Source organism: Sphingobacterium sp. JUb56, assembly GCF_014191365.1.
GTDB classification, from domain to species: domain Bacteria; phylum Bacteroidota; class Bacteroidia; order Sphingobacteriales; family Sphingobacteriaceae; genus Sphingobacterium; species Sphingobacterium anhuiense.
In genome coordinates, this window is record NZ_JACHWL010000002.1 from 1 (window position 1) to 22,490 (window position 22,490).

Sequence of the window (22,490 nt, forward strand, 5' to 3'; positions counted from 1 at the left end):
CAGTATTGTAAAAATGGTAACGTACAAACATACAATGGTGTAAATCCATACACGGATGGTATGCCTACTTATGGTGGTTATTCTAAAACAATTGTCGTTAACGAAGATTTTGTTCTACATGTGTCTGATAAGTTAGATTTAGCTGCAATAGCCCCTTTATTATGCGCTGGCATAACTACGTATTCTCCCCTACGCCACTGGAAAGTGGGAAAAGGTCACAAAGTGGCTATTTGAGGATTAGGTGGCTTAGGCCATATGGGAGTGAAATTTGCTGTGGCATTTGGTGCTGATGTTACGGTGCTCAGTACTTCACCTAAAAAAGAAGCTGATGCTAAAAAATTAGGTGCCCACCATTTTGTTGTAACAACAGATCCTGAACAGTTTGAAGCGGCTAAAGGAACATTTGATTTTATATTAGATACCGTCAGTGCAGAACATGATATCGCATCATATTTGTCTCTCCTACGCACAAATGGAACTCATATTTGTGTTGGAATTCCTGCAGTTCCTTCTCAAATACCACCATTTGCACTACTGGATGGACGTAAAAGTCTAGCCGGCTCGGGTATAGGCGGTATTAAAGAAACGCAGGAATGTTAGATTTCTGTGCTGAACATAATATTGTATCAGATATTGAACTGATTGATATTAAAGATATTCATGAAGCATATAAGCGGATGGAAAAAGGTGATGTTCGGTACCGTTTTGTCATTGATATGGCAACGCTATAATCAATAACAGATACTGCTTTACCTACATAAACTGTACCTCTTATGAAACAACTCTTGCTGATTTATAATGTATTAATCAGCAAGAGTTTTAGGTATAAACAATGCGACTAATCATCATTTTTTCTATTTTCAAATAAAATGCAACTGTACAATTAAGTTTATGTTTACATTTAAGGTATAATAAGTCGCTCGATATTGGAGCAATAGAACCTGAAACAATCGTTTTAAATGATGATGCAAGAAATAGAAATATTTTATCCTATTGATAGTAGAGCCTGGCGCGAATGGTTAATGGAAAACCATCAGACAAAACAGGCTGTATGGATTGTTTTTCATAAAAAAGTTCTGAAAAAAAATCGATTACCTGGAGTGAGGCGGTTGATGTTGCACTTTGCTTTGGATGGATTGACAGTAAAAAGATTTCTGTAGACAACGAAACTTCTCATCAATATTTTAGTAAACGTAAACCTAAAAGCACTTGGTCCAAAATCAATAAACAAAAAGTGCTCGACCTTATTGACAGCGGACTGATGCACGATGCTGGTCATAAGAGCATAGAAATCGCAAAAGAAAATGGTTCGTGGATATTACTGGATGAGGTGGAAGAATTGATTATTCCAAAAGATCTGGAAGTCGCATTTGCAACTAAATCTCATGCTAAAGCATTCTATGTAAGTTTAAGCAAATCAGTAAAGAAAGCTATTTTACAATGGATTGTTCTTGCCAGACAACCGCAGGTGCGACAAAAAAGAATTACTGAAATCGTCGAATCAGCAGAACAAAATTTAAAGCCGAAACACCTTCGATAGAACAGCTATAATTTTTAAAAATATCTGGTTGGATATTCGGAATACTTTCTATGATATACAAAAAGGCACACAAGTAATATGTGTAATTAATTTAGAAAATCCTTAAAATAAAAAATATTTAAAATTATTTGAACTTTTTCTGAAGACAGGTGTTCATCTAGTACAAATCAGTAGTAAACATACTTTTAATTAAGTATAAAACGATAAATGACGTAGTACAGTAATAAAGTCCAATTGTCCCAAAACCATTTGGATGATGAAACAAAAAGAGGAAACGATAAGAAACATAAAATTACTGTGCAGTTGAACGCCAAGATAAAGGGTCTAATGAAAATTAGGCCCTTTTGATTTTATTCAATTTGTGACAAAGGCCTGGAGATGAACGCTGAACGTATAAGTTAAACAAGAAGATCGATTTATAAATTACATAGAGCAGGGAATTAAATTTCCAACGCAATTAAAACATCATTTTTAAATCATCTTTAACAACGAAATGTAATAAATTCGTATTTCCTTATGGCATGTAAAGAACAATCAAAAAATACCTAGCCTTCACGAATTTCTACGGTTTATTACTACAACACTACGTTATATTCATTCAAAAAATACTGTTTGATCGACAATGCTAATTTGTTATAAATTATCTTTCCATTGGATGGATATAAAAAACTTAATTCACTTATTTTTAACCGTTAAAACCTAAATAAAGTCCACTAAATGATGGTAAGGCATCTTTAAATAAGATGATTATCGGGAAGGTTTAATGCACCGTAAATGATCCGCTTGTAGAAAATTATAAAAAATAAGTTGCTTGTAAAGGCATAGTATTTGTAAAATTGATTCTATAATTAATATATTTTGAAATGAAGTCTACACATCCTGATAAAGACTTCATGTAACGAAAATAAATTTTATGATAAATGAGAATCTCAACATATATCTTCAAGCCTTAAATTCGGCAAACTCGGGTATTATTATCACAGATAATTTGCAGCCCGATAATCCTATCATATATTGTAACAGCGCGTTTGAAAAAATATCTGGCTACAACAAGGATGAAATAATAGGTCACAACTGTCGCTTTTTACAAGCACAAGACAGATCGCAAGCTGAGCGACAACTTATTAAAGAAAGTATAAGAGATGGGAAAGAATGTAAGGTTGAAATTAGAAACTACCGAAAGAATGGTCAATTGTTCTGGAATGAACTGTTCATATCTCCTGTTAAAAATGATGATGGAATGATCACCCACTTTATCGGAGTGCAAAATGATGTAACAGATCGGAAAAAGGTAGAGTATGATTTGCGTGAAGAGAAATCATCTGTAGAGGAAAAAATACAGCAACGCACGAAAGAGCTGATGGGAAAAGAAGCTTTTTTATCCAGTATCATTCAAACGGTTCGGGAAAGCTTATTAGTTCTCGATTCGAACTATGTTGTTTTGAGCGCCAATAATCATTTCCTAAGTTCATTTAAAGTGACTCAGGAAGAGACTGTCGGGAAAGTACTTTTCGAACTCGGAAACCATCAATGGGACATTGATACTTTAAAAGATCTCTTAACGAAAATATTGCCAACAAATAATCCGGTCACCGATTATGAAGTCGAGCATCATTTTCAACATATTGGAAAAAAAGTGATGCTTCTTAATGCTTATAGAATAGAGTTTGAAGGACAGTACAAGGATAGAATACTCATTGCTATAGAGGATATTACAGATAAAAAAGAGTTGGACCGCAGAAAAGATGATTTTCTTTCTATAGCAAGCCATGAACTGAAGACACCGTTAACGACAATAAAAAGTCTGATACAACTACTTCAGCGTATGGATCCTGCTAAAAACCCAGATCAGTTCACAACCTCTCTTGATAAAGTTTCTATATATATTGAAAAACTAAATAAGCTGATCTCTAAATTACTGGACACATCAAAAATTCATTCCGGCAATATAGAACTACATCTAGAACCTTTTGAAATTGATAAAACTATAAAAGAAGCAATTGAAAACCTATCTGTTGTTAATCCTGAGTATGAGATCTCATTTTCCGGATGTACAAATGCCTCTGTACTTGGTGATGAAATGCAGATTTTACAGGTGTTCAACAACTTAATTTCAAATGCAATCAAGTATGCTCCAGGATCTAAAAATATCGAAGTTTACATCAATACTGTCGGAAATTTTGTAAAAATTTCGGTTAAAGATTTTGGAATGGGTATCAGCCACCAAGATAAGATCAAAATCTTTGAAAGGTTTTTTAGAGCAAGTAATATTCAAAAGAAATATCCCGGATTAGGAATCGGACTATATGTTTCTCATGAAATTATCGTGAATCATAAAGGAACGTTATGGGTAGAGAGTGAAGTTGGCGAAGGATCGACCTTTAATTTTACGTTACCGGTCATAAAAAATTAATGCTATGGATAAGAAAAAGATAATGATTTGTGATGATGATCAAGGAATACTTGATGTGCTCCAGATGTTACTGGAGATTGAAGGGTTTGAGGTTTTGCCACAGATCAATAGTATTCATATTATTAATGAAATTTTAATGCAATCGCCCGATCTGCTATTGCTGGACCTTTGGATGCCCATCTTACCGGGGGATGAGATTTTAAAAATAATTCGGGATAATCCGGAGATAAAAAAGTTACCTGTTATTGTGATATCTGCGAGTGGAGATGGAAATAAGATCGCCATGGAAGCGGGAGCTGACAGCTTTCTAGCAAAACCTTTTGATCTCAACGAAATCATATCGGAAGTGAACAATTTATTGTCAAATTAATAGTAAAACCCAATTTTGATAATCGCGATGTTAGATATAGGAACATTCACTGGACATGCCAATGAAATGATTTTTAGCTGATGCAGTGATCAATATTCAAAATCTTTTTAGTGAAATTTTCTTTATGTGTATCTGGCTCTTGCCGATAATTCATTTTTTCAGAACCTAAACCGTCATGTACTACATTAACTTACTGACCTAAATGTGTATCTGTAAAAAAGCTATTTTCTTCATAATAATTTATTCACTTGACTAGATCTGATATGGGCCAAAAGTAACTATTTTTTCAATAGTGCTAATGCGTGCGTGAGGCGGATTTTTTATATGCGCCAGCAAATAATATGGCTAATATAGACGAAATTATAAGAACTAAACCAAAATCTTGAATCCACCCTGATACTGTAAGACCTAAACCGATAAGTGTATAATAGAGTAATCCAAAGAGGGCTCCCGCAGTTCCAACAACATCCTTATACTTAATAAGTGCCTGACTTAATATATTGGGTATTGCAATACTAAATGCAATCAGTATGAAAAGCATGGGAAATAAAAACCATAGACTGCCCTGCAATATAAAGGTGCCTACTGCACCGATTATAGAAATCGCCGATGAAATATAAATCAATCTATATGCAGAAAAATTTAAATGAATAAGTTTTTTATTCAGTACCCCCCCAGCTAATGAACCAATGGCAAGTACGATACCGCTATATCCAAAGTGTGTAGGACTATAGCCGGAGTGCTCAAATATAAATGGGGCTAGAGAATAGTAACTAAATAACATGATATTGAATAAGGCTACCAATAGTGCACTTAACCAGATCATCCGATCACTTAATAATTCTCTCAAAACTGCTCCAATTTTCGGACGGTCTTGTTTAATAGGCGCTTTTGTTTCAGGCAAAAACTTAATAGCATTGATTAACAACAATACCGCAACTAACAAAACTACCATAAATACACCCTGATATCCAAAGCTTTCAGTCATATAACCTCCTGTTATAAAACCGATAATAGGACTTAAAGAGAGCGCAATTCCAATAATAGAAAAAACGTAACCAAGTTCTTCTTTTCGATATACATCCCGAAGGATAGTCTGTGTTATAATAGAACCTACGGAAGCTCCAAAAGCAGCGACTACCCGAGCGATTAATATCATATTGAAATCCCTGGTTAATAGTGCCATAACAGCTCCAATTGCATAAGAAAATAGTCCCCAGATCATAGCACTTCTTCTCCCTATTATATCGGATAATATGCCCCAAAAGATTACACCAAATGCGAAAGCAATAAAGTAAAATGATAGGGTTAACGACGCCTGCTGATTGCTTACCTGAAAAGCTTGTGCGATACCGGGTAATGCAGGGCTATAAATTGTTTCGACAAATTGTGGAAACATAATCAAGATGATTAATAGCATTAAATTTGGTTTATTTTTCATTTTTCACTTTAATTATTTTGCAAAATAACACATGATTTATCGTATCTTGTTATTGGTATTAAGACAAAAAATATCAATATCAAGACAATGACATACATAGCTAAAGATGATTACTTTGATCCCGACAAAATAGATGCTGCTGTAATTGGTATTGCGTCAGAACTGAATGCTCATGATTCAGGAAGCCACAAACATCAAAAAGCCCAACTATTATATGCTCCAAGCGGATGCATGTCAATACGAACAGATAGTACACAGAGTTTATTACCGCCCACAATGGCGGCATGGATTCCACCAAATGTATTACATAGCGTTACGATTAGAAATACAGTCGCTTATCGTTCTATATATTTTGATCCCAGTAAGTTTAAAAATTTACCCGATGAACTAATAATTATGAATATCAGCCCTTTATTACGAGAGGTTATTGAACGCATATCGTATTGGCCTTGGGATATGCTCTGGAACAATCAGAAAAATATAACAGCTGTTTTTTTTGAAGAATTTCAGAACGCATCCCGTGAAAACTTAACTTTAGTAGAGCCATCGGATCCAAGATTTCAACCCTATATAGACCAATGGAATATAGGGAAGTCAAAACCTCCGCTAATGAAGAAATTTGCGTTAGAAATCGGGATAACTGAAAAAACAATTGGACGCATTTTTATGAAAGAAACAGGCATGTCTTATCAGGACTGGAGGCAACAATGGAGGCTGCATCAATCAATAGAATTATTAACCAATGGTAGAAATGTGAACGAGACGGCTCATGAATTAGATTTTTCTAGCCCGAGTGCATTTATAGAATTCTTTAAAAAATATCTGCGAAAAACGCCAAATCAATATTTATAATTTTAAATCTAAAAGAGCCAAAAGACTTAGTAGATCAACCTATTGATGTCAAAATGTAATGACCTCTTTCAATTTTCTTTTAACTCTTTTAAGCTGCTTTTCCAGCCATTGCATTTCTGTTTTGAATCAGATAATTTGATAGATTAAAAACCATTTCTAATGGCTATTTGTTAATCTTTTAAGCTCGCTTAACAGGCAATATTTACGATAGCAAATTATAAGCAGGCAAAATTAATCTAACTTGACTATGAAACACATTTTAAAATTTACAATTTATCTCTTCACTTTACTGATATGCGCCACCACAACTATTGCACAGCAAAAAGAAGATGTCATCTATCTGATGGACGGTGGACAGAAAAAAGGAAAAGTCATCACGATTGGGGACGAAATCATCAAGTTTTCTTATACCGGTGAGGAGTTACAATACGAACTTAAAAAATCTTTAATTGATAAAATTGTATTTGCCAATGGAAGAGAAGAATCCTTTAGGTCAGCTGGTAATCCCAGCAGTACAGTAAATGCAACAGCATTACAATCTAGCGCTATACAGGGCGGGAACAGACTTGCTGTTATTCCATTTGAAATTGCCAGTAATGACCAAGGTCTTACCACCGATGTGATGAGACGGGAAGTGCAGCAGGCCTGTGTCGATGCTTTGAGATCACGATCACTTTCTATTCAGATGCAAGATTCAAGGACGACCAACGCTACCCTTTCTAAAGCAGGTATTAATCTCGCTGATATTGCCAATCATACACCGGAAGAATTAGCAAAACTATTAGGTGTAGATTATGTAGTATTAGGGGTTTATGATATTGAAAATAAAGGAACATTCAGCTATGGATCTGGGGTAGCATCTTATGATGACAAGAAAAAAGATAATAAAACGAAGGGTACTGTTGTCCAATCAAACAACAGCTACACCAGTACAAATTATGACACAAAAGTTTTAATGACTATTTATGATGCGACTGGAAGGCAACTGTTTTCGGACACAAGAAAACCTTTTCTTGGCGGAGTCGATTCTTATAAAGGAGCATTAAAAACATTAGCCAAACGAGTACCTCTAAAATAATTATAGTTGACTGAAAGTATATAATATTATGTAATCAGAAAGATTAAAAATGAGCGTGAAATAAGTAATAAAAAAACAGGCCCTTACTACTGTAAGAGGCCTATTTTTATTAAAAAGCAATTCATATTATAAATTAGGATTTCTAACAATTTCTTCGTTTGGAATAGTGAATAGATAATATGGGCTATTAGCGACGAAATTAGATCCATCCGGAAATTTCACTACGCGATGTCCCTGTCCATTAACAAGTTTAGTACCTCCATTTGCTGTTTTGATCGAAACCTGGATTGGTTTACCTGTTTCATCAATAAACAATTTACGCTGTACTTTTCCTTGCGTTCTAATAATATCCGATAAAGCGAAGCCTTCTCCCCAAAGTTCTTTACGTCGTTCTATCAAGATCTCTTCAATTAAGTTTTTCCCTTGGCTCACATCATAAAGTTTTGCTTGACGGGCTGTACGCAATGTGTTTAATGCAGCAATGGCTTTGTCCTGCAGCCCTGCGCGCGCATAACCTTCGGCTTCAATCAATACCATCTCGGAAGAACGCATATATACGATATCTCCGATCACGTTGGGTTTAAATTTGAATTTTTTATATCTTAAAAACCCTTCACGTCCAGCCAATGGATCCCACTCGAATAAACTGTAGCGCGTATCGCTTTCGTCAAATAAATTCTTAAAATAAGGATCTGCCATAAAGCTGAAATAATAAGATGCATCGGAGGATACGTCTAAATAATGGAAGGTATAACTAGCATTGCTTTGTTCAGTAGTCTGCTTATGTCCCCATATCCATTCTGAATTCCCAAGATCATTGAACCCTGCCTGATAATCAGCTGCACCCATAAGATTGTAAGTACTTCTTGCTTTTTCTGCAGCCTCAGCTGCTAGCTTCCATTCACCCACCTGCAGATAGGTACGTGCCAATAAACCTTGAACTACATTCTGATTGATCTTATATTTCTCGGTACGGGTATATCCTTCAAGAAGTGTTTGGCTATCTTTTAAGTCACTTAAAATTTGATCGTAAAGTTGCTGTAGACTTGCTCGCGGATTTCCTTTGGTCGCTGTGGTGCTTGGTTCAGTATAAATCGGTGCTGTTAACGCATTTTTATCTTTCTGGTAGCTGAACTGATAAAAAGAGGCTAGATTTAGATAAGCAAATGCACGAAGTGCTTTTGCCTGTCCCTTTAACCGATTCTTATCTTCTATCCTGCCTTCAGCCCCATCGACTTTAGCCACTACATTATTGGCATTATCGATGACTTTATAAAGCAAAGTCCAGAAAGAGTTAATGCGGTAAGATCGGTTATTATTGAGTTCTGAAAATGTATAAGCATCGCGATATCCGTATTTTGTCGTCAAAGCAACGTCACTCCCCATGGCATCACTGGTACGCAAAATAGCTGAGTAGCCCGGATTGGCATACGTGAAAAACGTATCATTGAGGTATTTCCAAGTTCCATTAATAACCGTTTCAACATTCGCGGTCGTTTTATAAATCTCGGACTCAGCGACGGCAGTTGTCGGATTCGTGTCCAAGACATCTTTACAAGATGTACCGAGTAAGGAAACTGCCAAAAGTATATAGGTAGATTTTAATTTCATATTCATACTGTTTTATTTTTATATGATTGCCTAAACATTAAAAAACAAGCTGTAAACCTCCTGAAATGGTACGCATAGCCGGGTACCGGAAATAAGTAGCTCCATTTAATGTCTGCTCCGGATCCATTCCTTGATGTCCATAAAAAGTTAGCAAGTTTTCTGCTGTTGCAAATACGCGTAATTTACCGAGTCCAATTCGTCGGATTAAATCTCCAGGTAAACTATAGCCTAAACTCACATTCTTTAAACGCGCATACGTTGCATCATATAAAAAGCGTGTGGAGGTTGAAGTCCAGTTTAAATTATCTGTGGTCAACTTTGGGACGTTTGTAGCTGTATTTTCTGGTGTCCAATGATTCAACATTTCAACACTCCACGCTCTTCCCACATTATTTCCGGTATGCATCAACTGGATATAATCGTTATCCAATACTTGTCCACCTAAACTGAAGCTGACCAAAGCAGATAAATCAAAATTCTTATAACTAAAGCTATTGCTTACACCACCTATTAAATCAGGCAATGAGCTTCCGGCATCAAAAAATCCAGCTTTAGTATACTCAGATGTTTTTTGATCTGTTTTTTTCCCGTCCTGATCGGCCACATACCATTGAGGTAATCCATTTTCAGGATTTACACCCGCCCATTCCGGCATAAAGAAATCATAGATCGTACCACCAACTCGTAATGCACGTGTGCCCGTAATGATATCTTTGTTATTATTTGGCAACGAGGTGATTTTATTGGTATAATGAGATAGATTCACATCCAAGTTCCATCTGAAGTTTTCAGTCAGTACTGGGATCGTGTGTATATCGATATCGAATCCTCTATTTCGAAGTGATCCAATATTGGCATCATAACCTGAATAACCGCTCGAATAAGGCATCGGCATTGTAAATAACAGATCTTTACTTTGGCGATTAAAATATTCCACACTTAATGAAACTCGATTTTTAAAAGCAGCAACATCCAAACCCACATTAAAGTTCAAGTTTGTCTCCCATTTCAGATCTGGTGTTGGCAATCGGCTTGTAACCGTTCCGCCTTCACCTAAACTATTGGAAATAGTATATAAGCCTTGGTAAGCATAGTAAGTTCCCAAGTTGTCATTACCCTGGCCTCCATAACTAGCTCTCAAGGTTAACTGATTAAGAGCTGAAACATCTTTCAAGAAATTTTCCTGCGCAATTTTCCATGAACCGCCCACTGACCAGAAAGTTCCCCAACGGGTTTCAGGTGCAAAACGGGATGATCCATCGGTACGTAATGAGGTCGAGAAATAATAACGGTTATCATAGTTATATTCGGCACGTCCAAGGAAACTCAATAAGCTGTAATCGACGCTAGATCCTGTAAAATTATTCAATTGCGACGCTGCGACCGGTTCGTAAAATCCTGGAAGTACAAATCCCTGACGACTACCACTCATATTGGAACTGTTGAAATCATAATATTCCTGACCTGCCAATACATTCAAGTGATGTAGGTCAAACTGCTTATCAAACGTTAAAATATTGTTCCAAGTTTGTCCTACTGTTCGTACATTGGATTTGGACACAGATCCTTTTGTATCGACACCAAAACCAACCGTAGGATTGGTATAATTATGGGTATTACTATTGATATAGTCTAGACTATAAGTAGATCGGAATTTCAGATCTTTTGAAAAAACAGCCTCAAGGTAGGCTCTAGCGGCAACATTTTCTCTTCGGATATCATTTTTATCTAAAGGCAGTGAAGCTGCCAGATTGTTCTTTGGAGTAGCGCCACTCGGACGGTAAAGTCCAAAATCATATATTTTATTTCCGTTTTCATCCAGCACATAAGAACCGTCTGCTGCACGCTCGTAGTAAGGATAAAAAGAAGGTACTAAGCGGGAAAAATTGATAATATTAGCGGTGTTGCTATCTTCGGATTGCGGATATTTCTGCTGTGTACTGCTACCTGCTATATTGAGACCTGCATTTAACCAGGATTTCATCTTTCCATCGATATTGGCACGTACATTATACCGTTTGAAACCTGATTCAATTGCAATACCCTGATCATCCAAATAACTCCCGGACATAAAATAGGTATTTTTAGGACCACCACCACTGAAACTTAAATCTCCTTGTGTACGCACACCTGTACGTTGCAAAACATCGGTCCATGGATCATTCCATAATGCTTTTGCTCCTGGAACTAATTTCCCATCCAGTCCTACCGGCTGCGGAAATGCCGACCCATATGGATTTTTATTCAGATCAGTTATAACACTGTTCGTCGCATTTGTTGCTGCCTGCGCGGCTGTCAAGCCATTTGAAAGGTTTTTATTACGAAGTGCCTCCCAATACATTTGGAAATAATCATCCGTAGATACCTGATCGTAGTCACGAACCGCTCTTCCAGAATAACCTTGGGTAAAATTGAGATTGATCGTCGTATTTTCAGAAGACTTACCACTTTTTGTCGTAATGATAATGACACCATTAGCACCTCTAGATCCATATAAGGCGCTTGAAGCAGCATCTTTCAAAACAGAAACGGATTGAATATCATTGGGATTGATCGAGTTGATATCTCCTGAAAATGGATTTCCGTCCACGACAAATAACGGTGAACTGGAGGCGTTGATAGAACCGATACCGCGGATTCTGATCGCCGCATCGGTACCGGGCTGACCAGAAGATGCGACCGACTGTAAACCGGGTACTTGACCTTCCAAAGCTTTAGAAATACTGGATACCTGTCTATTTTCAATTGCTTTTGCATTGATCGTGCTGACTGAACCGGTAATATTCGCACGCTTAGAAGTACCATAAGCCACTACAACAACCTCATCAAGGTTTTGACTGGTGACCTGCAAAGCGACAGTCAGATTAGAACCATCGGCTTTTACCCGTTGTGACTCATAACCAATGTAGGAAAACTCAATAGTGGCGTCGGTAACCTGTTGTACAGGAAGTGTAAATTCGCCATTTAAATTGGTTGTTGTTCCCCTAGTCTGTCCAGTGAATACAACATTGACTCCAGCTAGTGCTTTTCCTGTTGTGGCATCTGTAACTTTACCTTGTACATTGCGTTGTTGTGCCTGGAGCTGGCTCACACTTGATACGGTTAATACCGTGGCTACTAATGGAAAAATTTTGTTTGTTAACTGCATGTAATACTGTTTAGAATTTTAATACTGCACTTATAAAGCATATAACATAGACACTATTTTTATTCATATTTATTGAAAATCAATAGTCTACTAATTAGGTAGTCTTTATTATGTGGCAAAAGTAATATTTTTATATATAGATTTAGTAGTCTTTTCTATTAAAATAGAAATTCAATCAGCAAATCACTCATTTTCAAGTAATTATTTTTTAACAAAATTTAACAAGAACATAATAGTCCGAAGTTGAGGTTTTATGAAATCTCACTTATCAAAAATTTATGGTTAAAAAATAAAGAAAACAGATTATTACCCTCAAATACAATAAATTAACTTATGTAAAATAAACAGTTTTAAATCTGCATAAACTAAAATAGTCTCTTACTCTAGCTATTCTAATAAAAAATACAGAGCTTAATGAAAAAATTAGAACGCCGATGTTTTGAATTTCATATTAAAGTACTATCTTGGTCCTGTCTTACGACATACTGGGGTATTAGCTCATTTGGTAGAGCGCTTCGCTGGCAGTGAAGAGGTGATCGGTTCGATTCCGATATGCTCCACATTAAAAAGGCTTATACATATTTTTATGTATAAGCCTTTTTATTTTTTATAAATAAATTTAATGAATGACCACATTCATTCTTGCTGAATTATCGACCACCTGTAAGCAAATTATATTTAATTATCTATTTCTTGCATGGTAATCTCGCTTTTTACCTCAGAACAAAAGCAAACCAATCCGTATCAGCCAACGCTAAAAACAAGAATATTTCTATGTGCCCGTACAAATACGCACGCTCTACGCTTAGTACTGTAGATAAGTAATAATCTACTTTAACTGACCTAAAAACTACGGTTATGTACATAAAAACAAGTTTTAGGTACATCTTTTGATTCACAATCTGCATAAAATAACGTAGCATTTATTTATATAATATATCATGGAGCATATCGATCAAAAAGCAAAAGAAATGGGCTTAGACAGGGGATACTACTTATTATTGATGGCGATTTTGGATATACCTGTTGAGCAGGAAGAAAATAACATTAATTAGTGGCAGTAATATGAAAAAGATAGTCATTATTAGTACCTGCCCTCCCCAACAATGTGGACTGGCAACCTTCACAAATGATCTGAAGCAAGGAATGGAACTCGATCCAGATGTTACAGTCGACCTTATTGCAGTATGTAAACTGGGTAAAGAGCAATTTGACAGTTCAGTAAGATTTGTTATTGATAAAGATCGAGTGGATAGTTATATTCAAGCCTCGTGCATCATTAATGAAGAATATGACTATTGCATATTACAGCATGAATTTGGAATTTTTGGTGGTGCTGACGGAATTTTCATCAATAACCTGATCAATAACTTAAATATACCATTAATAACGGTTTTTCACACTATAATACAAGATCCAACCTTAAGGAAAAAAGAAATCATGGAATCACTGCTGAAAAAATCAAAGCAGGTCATTTCTCTTTCGCCCAAAGGGTGTACAATTTTGAAAGAGATTTTTCCCAATCAGGATCATCAAAAGATTAAAATGATTCCACATGGGGTTCCTCAGTTTGATTATAACCAAGGGCTAGCGAAACAAAAATTAGGCTTACAGCAACATTTTATGATGATGACCTTCGGCTTAATAAGACGGAGTAAAAATTTGGAATATGCCATTAAATCTTTGGTAGGTCTCAATTTACCAGATTTTAAATACTTTATTGTCGGCAAGACACATCCTCATGTATTGGCAAGTGAAGGGGAATCCTATCGTTATGAATTACAAAATCTGGTCGAACAATTAGAATTACAGGATAAAGTTGTATTTGTAGATGAGTTTTTATCTGATGAGCAGCTTAAAGAATATCTTACAGCATGCGATATTTATGTATCTCCCTATCAACATAAGGAACAATCAAGTAGTGGAACACTATCGTTCGCAGTTGGAGCTGGAACAGCTGTTATTGCTACTCCCTATTGGCACGCTAAGGATTTATTGATCGATGACCGAGGCATACTCACACCTTTCGATGATATAGAAGCGATGCGCGAAAACATCAGTCTTTTATATCATTCCCCAAGATTATTGGCTTGGTATCGGTTCAAAGCGCAAAGTTTTGGAGAACTATCAACATGGAGATTGATGGCAAAAAATTATCTAGAACTGTTGAGCAACCGAACTACTCCCATAAGATCATTGGAGTATTTTGAAAATTACATATCTTTTGATATAAGAAGAGAAGCATAAGAAACCGAAGCCTCAATATTACAATACTGAGGCTTTTTTAATATATAAAGAAACTATAAAACAAGGCTGGTAGGCTTAAAACTTTGGTTCCCAAATTAATCTGGTCATAAAATCCATTTGAAACTCTTTTGATTTTATCGGAACACCGCATACTAAACCTACTGCAAAATTCGGAGATAATGCGAGCTTCATCTGAGGTCTCATGATATATTCCAAATGACCATGCTCCAAACGCATATCATTTTCAATACCGATATAATGACTTGAATTGGGAACCATATAATGCACGTTTGCATTTAATACAAAATTGGTTTCCATTTCTTTCTTTTTAAAGTGATATTCAAATTCAGGTCCTGTATAAATCAAGGTACTGATCTGATTAAAATTCTTAGCTGCTATAAAGAAGGGTGATGATACAAAACCATCAAAAAGAGGTGTATTTCTTACAGTTGGATTTGAACGGCCAAATTCCATTTCATGCACATACCCGATAGCCAAAGAAGTCTGGTGTTTCTCATCTACCAGAAACGTATATTGTGTTCCTAATTTTAAACCTTCTATATGATTGGTTCTTTGTCCTACATTATCTTTTGCAAATAGTACAGGAACTTCAACTTCCAGTCCCAGACGATTGGCAACAGCCCACTCGTATTCGATAAAAGCATTATGCTCAACTTTATTTTTGAAACGTCCAGTACCATATCCTACATTAAATTCTGCTTCGCCTTTTCTAGCGCCAAGATCCCGCATGAGGTCTAGATAGAGTGGTTCTGCATGTTTTACTTTTGCTGGCTTAGGTATTGTGGTTTCTTGTGCAAATAAAAAATTGGAAACGAATAGGAAAAATAAAAGTGTATATATAAATTTCATGATATTAATGTTTTAAACAAACTTATAGGCACATTTAGGAAAAAATTAGGAATTCTAATTTTATGTTGTCCTTATCTGAAATTTTTCACTTATATCAAAATTGCTCTTCATAAATTATAATGTCGAAGTGATAGTAAGCTTTTTCATAGGTTAAAACATGATCTTAATTTAACACCACCTTAATACTGACGTCATATGAGCACTAAGTAGCTCTTATTCGGCAGTTTAAAAATGGTTCTTAAAAACACATTAGGACGATGATCATTTTTTCTTTTCTAAAATTGTGACTAAACTTGCAGTAATATTAGAGTGAGAGAATATGGGGATGTTAGCCATTAAGAATAAAGCCTTAGATTTTAAACAATTCTATTTAACCTATAAAGACAAAGTTTTCAAGTATGCCTTTTTGCATTTTAAAGATGAAGAAATGGCTGCAGATCTTGTACAGGAGGTTTTTTCAAAATTATGGAATAAATGGGATACGCTGGATGAAGAGGGTAATATGCGCGCTTATCTATACACTGCTTCCCGAAATCTTGTTTTTGATGAACTTCGTAAAGTCAAAGTGCGCTTGGACTACAGCACAACAGATGCGAACAAAAACAATGAAATAGACAATTCAAATGAAGAGTCAATCGCTTATAAAGACTTAGAAAACCTATACAAACAAGCAATCGGTAAACTTCCCAAAGCACGATTAGAGGTTTTTCTATTGAGCAAAGAAGCTTTTTTAAATAATCAGGAAATCGCCGATCAATTGGGTATTTCAGTCAATACCGTCCGCGATCAATTGGTCAAAGCAAATAAATCTGTGAGACAATACCTCATAGCCCATATGAAGGATTCTATTGCGCTTTTAATTTTTTTAAGAATATTTTAAGTTCCCATCGTCTTTTCGTCTTTACCACCCGTATATACTATAACAATACGAAAAGATGCGTAAAGAAGAACTAACCCTTTTATATAAAAAATTTCTATCTCCCGAGACCTCGGATAGAGATCGTGCATTAATCTTGACGATTTTGCAGGACTGTGATGAACAAGATCTCCCAAACTTTGAAGACGTTTTAAACAGCGAGAACAGAAATATTGTTTTAAACGATCATAAATCGGATGAAATTTTTACGTCAATAACAGGTGAAAAATTATATCCTGCTGTTAAACCGATCTGGAAGAGAAAAGTTTTTCTAAGGGCTGCGGCCGCACTCATAATAACTGGGTTTTCTATCCTATTCTACTTGAATAATACTGGAATAATTAGTCCGAACCATAACAAACCTGAATCTAACTTCGAAAACACCACCAAATTTGTTAAGCAAATCAAATTAAATGATGGAAGTACAATCTCCTTAAAGCAAGGAGCTAAATTGCTCGTGCTGTCTGATTTTACAAAAGATACCATAAGACGTGTACAATTGATCGGAGAAGCTTTCTTTGAAATTTCAAAAAATCCTAAAAAAGCATTTGTCGTAGAAAATTCGGGTGCTTTTGATGTGAGAGTACTCGGAACAGCTTTCAACCTGATCAACACCCCTCACAAAAATCTACTAGTTCTAAACCATGGAAAAGTACAGGTAAAAAATGGTCTAAAACAAGTAATTATTCTACCGGGTCAAAAAGCTGCGTTTGATAAAACAAAACAATCTTTTGAGGTCTCTCCTACTGACACTGTTGAATCTTCCAACTGGATAAATAATCTACTTGCCTTTGACCGGGAACCGATACAGAAAATATTTTCGGATTTAAACAGTCTTTATCCTGAGCAGCGTCTACGACTTAATGAGAAATTTGAAGCGGAAATTTTCACGGGCTACTTACCTTCCAATGACCTGGATAAATCACTTGAGATCTTAAATCGAGCTTTTAATACGACAATTATTTATAAACATCAGTAATATGAAAAAAACCAATTACTATTTTAAAATTATGGGAACAGGGATCCTTCTTCAAGCACTTGCCTTACAGGTAATGGCGTCCCACGCGATGCAAGAGGAAGGGATTGGGTCTGTGATCACCAGAGTGGAAAAGAAACTCAACATCAAATTTGGGTATGATGCTTCTATTTCCAATCAACAGGTACGCGAAAATTCAGATTTAAGCAAAGTAAACAAAAGCAACATCGCGACTTTCATCCAGACGATTTCTAACGGGGAGTTATCGGTCAACAAAATTGACGACAAGATGTATGTGATCACGAAGAATGGTGCTTTGAAAGGTGTACAAAACAATCTAATCACAGCTAGTACACAGCAAAGTGACACAAAAGGTAAGGTCATCGACCAGGAAACTGGTTTACCACTAACCGGAGTAACGATCCGCATTTTAGGAACAACACATGCAACTAGTACCGATAATACAGGTGCTTTTAGTTTAAAAGTAACTGATCCTAATGCTGTTGTTCAGATTTCTTATATTGGATACGGTACTGTAGAAATACCATTATCACAGATTTCATTGATCAGATTGCAAAAAACGTCTTCAGAATTACAGGAAGTGGTAGTTACAGCACTCGGAATCAAAAGGGATAAAAAATCATTGGGTTATGCCACGCAAAATATTGGTGGGGAAGAATTATCAAAAGTAAAAGGGGTTGATATCGGAACAACACTAACCGGAAGAATTTCAGGTGTCCGTGTATTAAACAGTACTGAATTTAATACTACACCTGCTATTCAGGTACGCGGTTTAAATCCGATTTTGGTTATCGACGGTGTACTTTATGAAAATATGACACTGCGCGATATTCCAACTGATAATATCGCTGATATGAATGTTCTTAAAGGTGCCGCAGCCGCGGCTCTTTATGGAGAAAGAGGCTCTGGAGGTGCAATCATGATCACCACAAAAAAAGGATTGAAAGAACAAGGTGCTGAAATTAATGTAAATAGCAATAATATGTTCTTCTCTGGTTTTCTTAAGCTCCCTGAGGTACAGCATTCTTATTCGTCTGGAGAGGGTGGAAAATTCAACAATAACGATTATGTCTGGGGCGATAAAATGGATATTGGCAAAATCTATTCACAATGGAATCCGATGACCAAACAAATGGAGGATCAGCCTCTCACCTCTCGTGGGAAAGATAATTTCAGAAACTTTCTAGTTCCGTCCTTTATTTCGAATAACTCACTGAGCTTTACAAATCAGGGTGAAAACGGAAGTGTCCGTACATCCATAAGTCACATATACAACAAAGGGCAATACCCAAATCAACAGTTGAACTTAACCAATATATCGGTAACGGGAACAACCAAATTAAGCAATAAAGTCGATCTAGAAACAAATCTTGGCTACAACCGCAATTCGTCCAGCAGTAATTTTGGATCGGGATACAATAATCAAGGTTACATCTATAATATCTTAGTTTGGACTGGAGCAGAATATGATTTACGAGATTATCAAGATTATTGGCTGGTAAAAGACCAATCTCAAAATTGGATGTACAAAGGCTGGTATGACAATCCTTATTTGACTGCTTATGAAAAAACAACACCGGAGCTGATCAACAAAATTAACGCAGCAGTTACCTTAAATTATAAAGTTAATGACTGGGGTAAAGTGATTGTGCGTTCGGGCTATGATTATTATGGTAAAGAAAGAACGCAACAAAACCCGATGGGTATTTATGGTACCCGTGGAGGATTTGAAGGCTTTGGTGGATTTCATAATAAAGGAAAATTCCAGAATGCACAGTATAATGGATTCAGTTCTAATTCGGATATCATCTTTACAGCAAAGAAAACTTGGGGTGACTTTGGATTGGACGGAATGGCCGGTGGATCGGTTTATTACAAATTAGATAAAACGAGTAATTCATCTACCGTTAATGGCCTATCGATACCAGGTTATTATTCTTTACGGAATTCCATTGACCCGATCAGTACCGTTCAGAGTCGTTCGGAATTAATGACCAATGCGCTATATGGACGATTAGCACTTTCTTGGAGAAATGCTCTTTTTATAGAAGCTACTGGCCGTAATGACTGGTCATCGACTTTACCGGAAGAAAACCGCTCCTATTTCTACCCTTCACTTTCCGCAAGTGCATCACTAACTGATCTCATTGATTTTAAACTATCGTGGTTAGATCAATTTAAAGTAAGGGGCGCATGGGTAGTTACCAAAAAAACACCTAATCCTTATGATGTAAGACAAGCATTTTCAATCAGTAATAACGTATGGGATGGCTATCCAACAGCTTCTTATCCAAATTCAATAAAGGATTACGCCATATCACCTACTCAAAATGATTCATATGAGTTTGGTTTCGATTTTGCCGTTTTAAAAAATAGAGTTTTTGGTAACTATACCCGTTACTACCGTCTCGAGCATAACAAGATGCTTAATGCTTCTATCTCTAACATGACCGGATTTGAACGCCGCCTGATCAATACAAAAGAAGAGATCATGACGAAAGGACATGAAATCACCGTAGGTGGAACACCAATAAAAAACACCGATTTTCAATGGGATATTATTGGAAACCTATCTCAAAACATGAATTACTTCCATAAGCTGGATCCACAATATTCTGCTGATGCGCTGTATGTAAAAAAAGGGTTAAGAACGGATTACATTGTCTCTTCAGACTGGGAAAGGTCACCGAACGGGGAAATTGTACATAATAGTTCAGGAATGCCAATATCTGGAAAATATGCCGGTCAACTGATTGGCTATACAGCTCCAAAATGGTTCTGGGGTTTATCAAATCAATTTCGCTATAAGGACTTCCAACTATCTTTGAGTATCGATGGACGTATCAAAGGGATGTCCTATTCCGGTACAAACGCCCGTCTATGGCAAACAGGTGCCCACCCCGACTCGGATAATGAATACCGTTATGAAGAAGTGGTCAATGGTAATAAAACATATATTGCTCCAGGTGTAAAAATCGTATCGGGAAGTGTGACCTATGATAAGTACGGTCAAGCTGTAGAAGATACACGCGTATTTGCACCGAATGACAAAGTAGTATCGTACGAATCCTACTGGAAATCTGCATATTCTGGCCGTCGCAATTATTGGGATGAAACTTTTATCAAATTGCGCGAACTTTCATTGAGCTACGCTGTTCCAACAGCATTTGCAAGCAAAATGAAAGCTAAAAAAGCGAGTATAGGTATCACGGGACAGAATTTATTTCTGTGGACCAAAGAATATAAATATGCTGATCCAGATGTAGGATCGGAAGATTTAAGCTCGCCTTCTTTACGCTACATCGGATTTAATATTAACCTGACTTTTTAATGCAGACCAATTATACCATCATGAAAATAAAAAGTACATGGATAACAATGGCTACTTTAGCTCTTGTTAGTCTTTCAAGCTGTTCTAAATTTGACGAAATAAATACCAATCCGGAAACACCTGAAAAGGTAAAATCTTCGATGTTGGCAACACGGATTATTCTAAACATCAGTAATCAGTCCAGTCAGAAGAGTTTTATGCAACCCTATCTTTTAACAAAACAGATTGTATGGACTGAACTTGTTGAAGGCTATCAATATAATGGATTGGGAACCATGGATATGAGCTTAACGTCTATCAATGACGCTCACTTTATGGGTAAATTTGCAACCAGTGAAGCACTTAAAAGCTCTTATGACGGCTTAATGCATTTTGCGCGTGCCATCAAATTCTATGATCTAACGATGAGTCTTGGAGATATCCCTTATAGTGAAGCTCTTCAAGGTGAATCGGAGAAAGTGTATTTTCCAAAATACGATAGTCAAAAAGATGTATTCTTAGGTATCCTGAAAGAACTGGATCAAGCAGATCAATTATTTGCTGCCGGAACAAAATTTGAAGGAGATCCCTTATATGCCGGTGATGTGGCTAAATGGCGTAAACTTGTCAATAGCTTTCAGTTGAATGTATTGATTCAGTTAAGTAAGAAAGCTGATGATACTGATTTAAAAGTTAAAGAACGATTTGCAAATGTTCTAGCTGGAAAACCTATTTTCACTTCAAATTCAGATAACTTTCAATTAATGCGATCGGATAAAAGTGGTCAGGTATATCCTTTTTATAAGGTAGGAAATAACTTTGTCATTTATCCGATGGTATCTGATGAAATCATCAGCCCATTGAAAGCATTAAAAGATAGAAGATTATTTTTCTATGCAAATCCTGCAGCAGCCCAACTTGAAAAGGGTTTAAAGCCAAATAACTTTGATGCCTATACTGGAGTTGATCCTTCTTTACCTTTTGAAAATCTGAGCGGAATTGCAAAATCTAAAGATTTTTCAAAACTCAATGATCGCTATACAGAGCTGGTAACAGGAGAACCAACACAACAGTACAGTTATGCACATCTCTGCTTCGTAATTGCCGAAGCCGCATCCCGGGGCTGGGTAAAAGAATCAGCTGTTGACTGGTATAAAAAAGGAATTGAGGCCTCCATGAGTTTCATTGCTAGCAATACACCGGCTACAAGTCAATATACACACGATATGCCTATGGATGCCACTTACATAGCAAATACAACAGCGCAATATGGGGCAACATTTCCTGCAAATGCAGAAAAACAAATCGAGGCTATTATTAATCAAAAGTATTTAGCCAGTTTCTTACAGGCACGCATCACGCCGTACTACGATTACAGACGTACAGGTTATCCAAAATGGAAAATCAATCCTGCCTCTAGTTTAAATGCAGACGCTCCGACTAAAATTCCGGTACGCTGGCGTTACCCAAGTGTAGAGTTTCAAAATAACAGTGCAAATCTGGACGAAGCATTGAAAAGACAATTTAATGGTGTTGATGACATCAATAACCTAATATGGATCTTGAAATAAACCGTTAGCAAATGATGAAACTGTGGGAGAAAAAAATCTTCCACAGTTTTTTTTGAAACCTAATCGTTACATAACATACTTACAAATTCTTTTTACTTTTAAACCTAATTAAGACAATAAAACACG

15 protein-coding genes, 1 tRNA gene and 1 pseudogene are annotated in these 22,490 nt (G+C 36.3%); 13 read left to right on the plus strand and 4 right to left on the minus strand.

Going from position 1 to position 22,490, the window contains the following annotated elements:
- From FHR29_RS19720 to FHR29_RS19735, 5 genes and pseudogenes are all read left to right on the plus strand, one after another.
- Positions 1–731, plus strand: a pseudogene (locus tag FHR29_RS19720) (NAD(P)-dependent alcohol dehydrogenase); the annotation flags it as partial.
- A gap of 228 nt (positions 732–959) precedes the next feature.
- Positions 960–1,160, plus strand: a complete 201-nt coding sequence (locus FHR29_RS26675; RefSeq protein WP_260292285.1) for a hypothetical protein — start codon at positions 960–962, stop codon at positions 1,158–1,160.
- A 74-nt stretch (positions 1,161–1,234) separates the two neighbouring features.
- Positions 1,235–1,540 (plus strand): YdeI/OmpD-associated family protein, encoded by a 306-nt coding sequence (locus tag FHR29_RS26680; RefSeq protein WP_311732309.1) that lies wholly within the window; start codon positions 1,235–1,237, stop codon positions 1,538–1,540.
- A gap of 913 nt (positions 1,541–2,453) precedes the next feature.
- On the plus strand, positions 2,454–3,953 hold the full coding sequence (locus FHR29_RS19730) for a PAS domain-containing sensor histidine kinase (RefSeq protein ID WP_132845049.1): 1,500 nt from the start codon (positions 2,454–2,456) through the stop codon (positions 3,951–3,953).
- Between the two features lie 4 nt (positions 3,954–3,957).
- A complete protein-coding gene (locus tag FHR29_RS19735) occupies positions 3,958–4,323 on the plus strand; it encodes a PleD family two-component system response regulator (RefSeq protein ID WP_183911720.1) in 366 nt (121 codons plus the stop codon).
- Between the two features lie 295 nt (positions 4,324–4,618).
- Here FHR29_RS19735 and FHR29_RS19740 read toward each other — a convergent pair whose 3' ends face one another.
- Entirely contained in the window at positions 4,619–5,764 is a 1,146-nt protein-coding gene (locus FHR29_RS19740) for a multidrug effflux MFS transporter (protein ID WP_183911719.1), read from the minus strand.
- Between the two features lie 87 nt (positions 5,765–5,851).
- On the opposite strand from FHR29_RS19740, the gene FHR29_RS19745 reads away from it, so the two are divergent.
- Together FHR29_RS19745 and FHR29_RS19750 are read left to right on the plus strand one after the other, a co-directional pair.
- Positions 5,852–6,616, plus strand: a complete 765-nt coding sequence (locus FHR29_RS19745) for a helix-turn-helix domain-containing protein (RefSeq protein WP_132845053.1) — start codon at positions 5,852–5,854, stop codon at positions 6,614–6,616.
- Positions 6,617–6,863: 247 nt separating this feature from the next.
- Positions 6,864–7,694: a hypothetical protein gene (locus FHR29_RS19750; RefSeq protein ID WP_183911718.1), complete on the plus strand. Its 831-nt coding sequence runs from the start codon at positions 6,864–6,866 to the stop codon at positions 7,692–7,694.
- Between the two features lie 126 nt (positions 7,695–7,820).
- Here the strand turns inward: FHR29_RS19750 and FHR29_RS19755 are convergent, their stop codons facing one another.
- Positions 7,821–9,311 (minus strand): RagB/SusD family nutrient uptake outer membrane protein, encoded by a 1,491-nt coding sequence (locus tag FHR29_RS19755; RefSeq protein ID WP_260291215.1) that lies wholly within the window; start codon positions 9,309–9,311, stop codon positions 7,821–7,823.
- Positions 9,312–9,342: 31 nt separating this feature from the next.
- On the minus strand, positions 9,343–12,453 hold the full coding sequence (locus tag FHR29_RS19760) for a TonB-dependent receptor (protein ID WP_183916761.1): 3,111 nt from the start codon (positions 12,451–12,453) through the stop codon (positions 9,343–9,345).
- Between the two features lie 487 nt (positions 12,454–12,940).
- On the opposite strand from FHR29_RS19760, the gene FHR29_RS19765 reads away from it, so the two are divergent.
- A tRNA-Ala gene (locus FHR29_RS19765) sits at positions 12,941–13,013 on the plus strand.
- Between the two features lie 505 nt (positions 13,014–13,518).
- Positions 13,519–14,700 carry a glycosyltransferase gene (locus tag FHR29_RS19770; RefSeq protein WP_183916763.1) on the plus strand — a complete coding sequence of 394 codons (1,182 nt, stop codon included), beginning with the start codon at positions 13,519–13,521 and terminating at the stop codon, positions 14,698–14,700.
- 75 nt (positions 14,701–14,775) lie between these two features.
- Here FHR29_RS19770 and FHR29_RS19775 read toward each other — a convergent pair whose 3' ends face one another.
- Positions 14,776–15,570, minus strand: coding sequence for an HAEPLYID family protein (locus tag FHR29_RS19775; protein ID WP_183916765.1), 795 nt, complete (start codon positions 15,568–15,570; stop codon positions 14,776–14,778).
- A gap of 319 nt (positions 15,571–15,889) precedes the next feature.
- Here FHR29_RS19775 and FHR29_RS19780 point away from each other — a divergent pair, with 319 nt between their 5' ends.
- The 4 genes from FHR29_RS19780 to FHR29_RS19795 are packed head-to-tail and all read left to right on the plus strand — an operon-like array spanning position 15,890 to position 22,364.
- Positions 15,890–16,450 (plus strand): RNA polymerase sigma-70 factor, encoded by a 561-nt coding sequence (locus FHR29_RS19780; RefSeq protein ID WP_183916767.1) that lies wholly within the window; start codon positions 15,890–15,892, stop codon positions 16,448–16,450.
- 55 nt (positions 16,451–16,505) lie between these two features.
- Positions 16,506–17,465 carry a FecR family protein gene (locus FHR29_RS19785; RefSeq protein WP_183916769.1) on the plus strand — a complete coding sequence of 320 codons (960 nt, stop codon included), beginning with the start codon at positions 16,506–16,508 and terminating at the stop codon, positions 17,463–17,465.
- 1 nt (position 17,466) lies between these two features.
- Positions 17,467–20,814, plus strand: a complete 3,348-nt coding sequence (locus FHR29_RS19790; RefSeq protein WP_183916771.1) for a SusC/RagA family TonB-linked outer membrane protein — start codon at positions 17,467–17,469, stop codon at positions 20,812–20,814.
- Complete coding sequence (locus tag FHR29_RS19795; RefSeq protein WP_183916773.1) at positions 20,814–22,364, plus strand: SusD/RagB family nutrient-binding outer membrane lipoprotein; 1,551 nt, start codon at positions 20,814–20,816, stop codon at positions 22,362–22,364. Before FHR29_RS19790 ends, FHR29_RS19795 begins: the two co-directional genes overlap by 1 nt.
- Positions 22,365–22,490 lie beyond the last annotated feature (126 nt).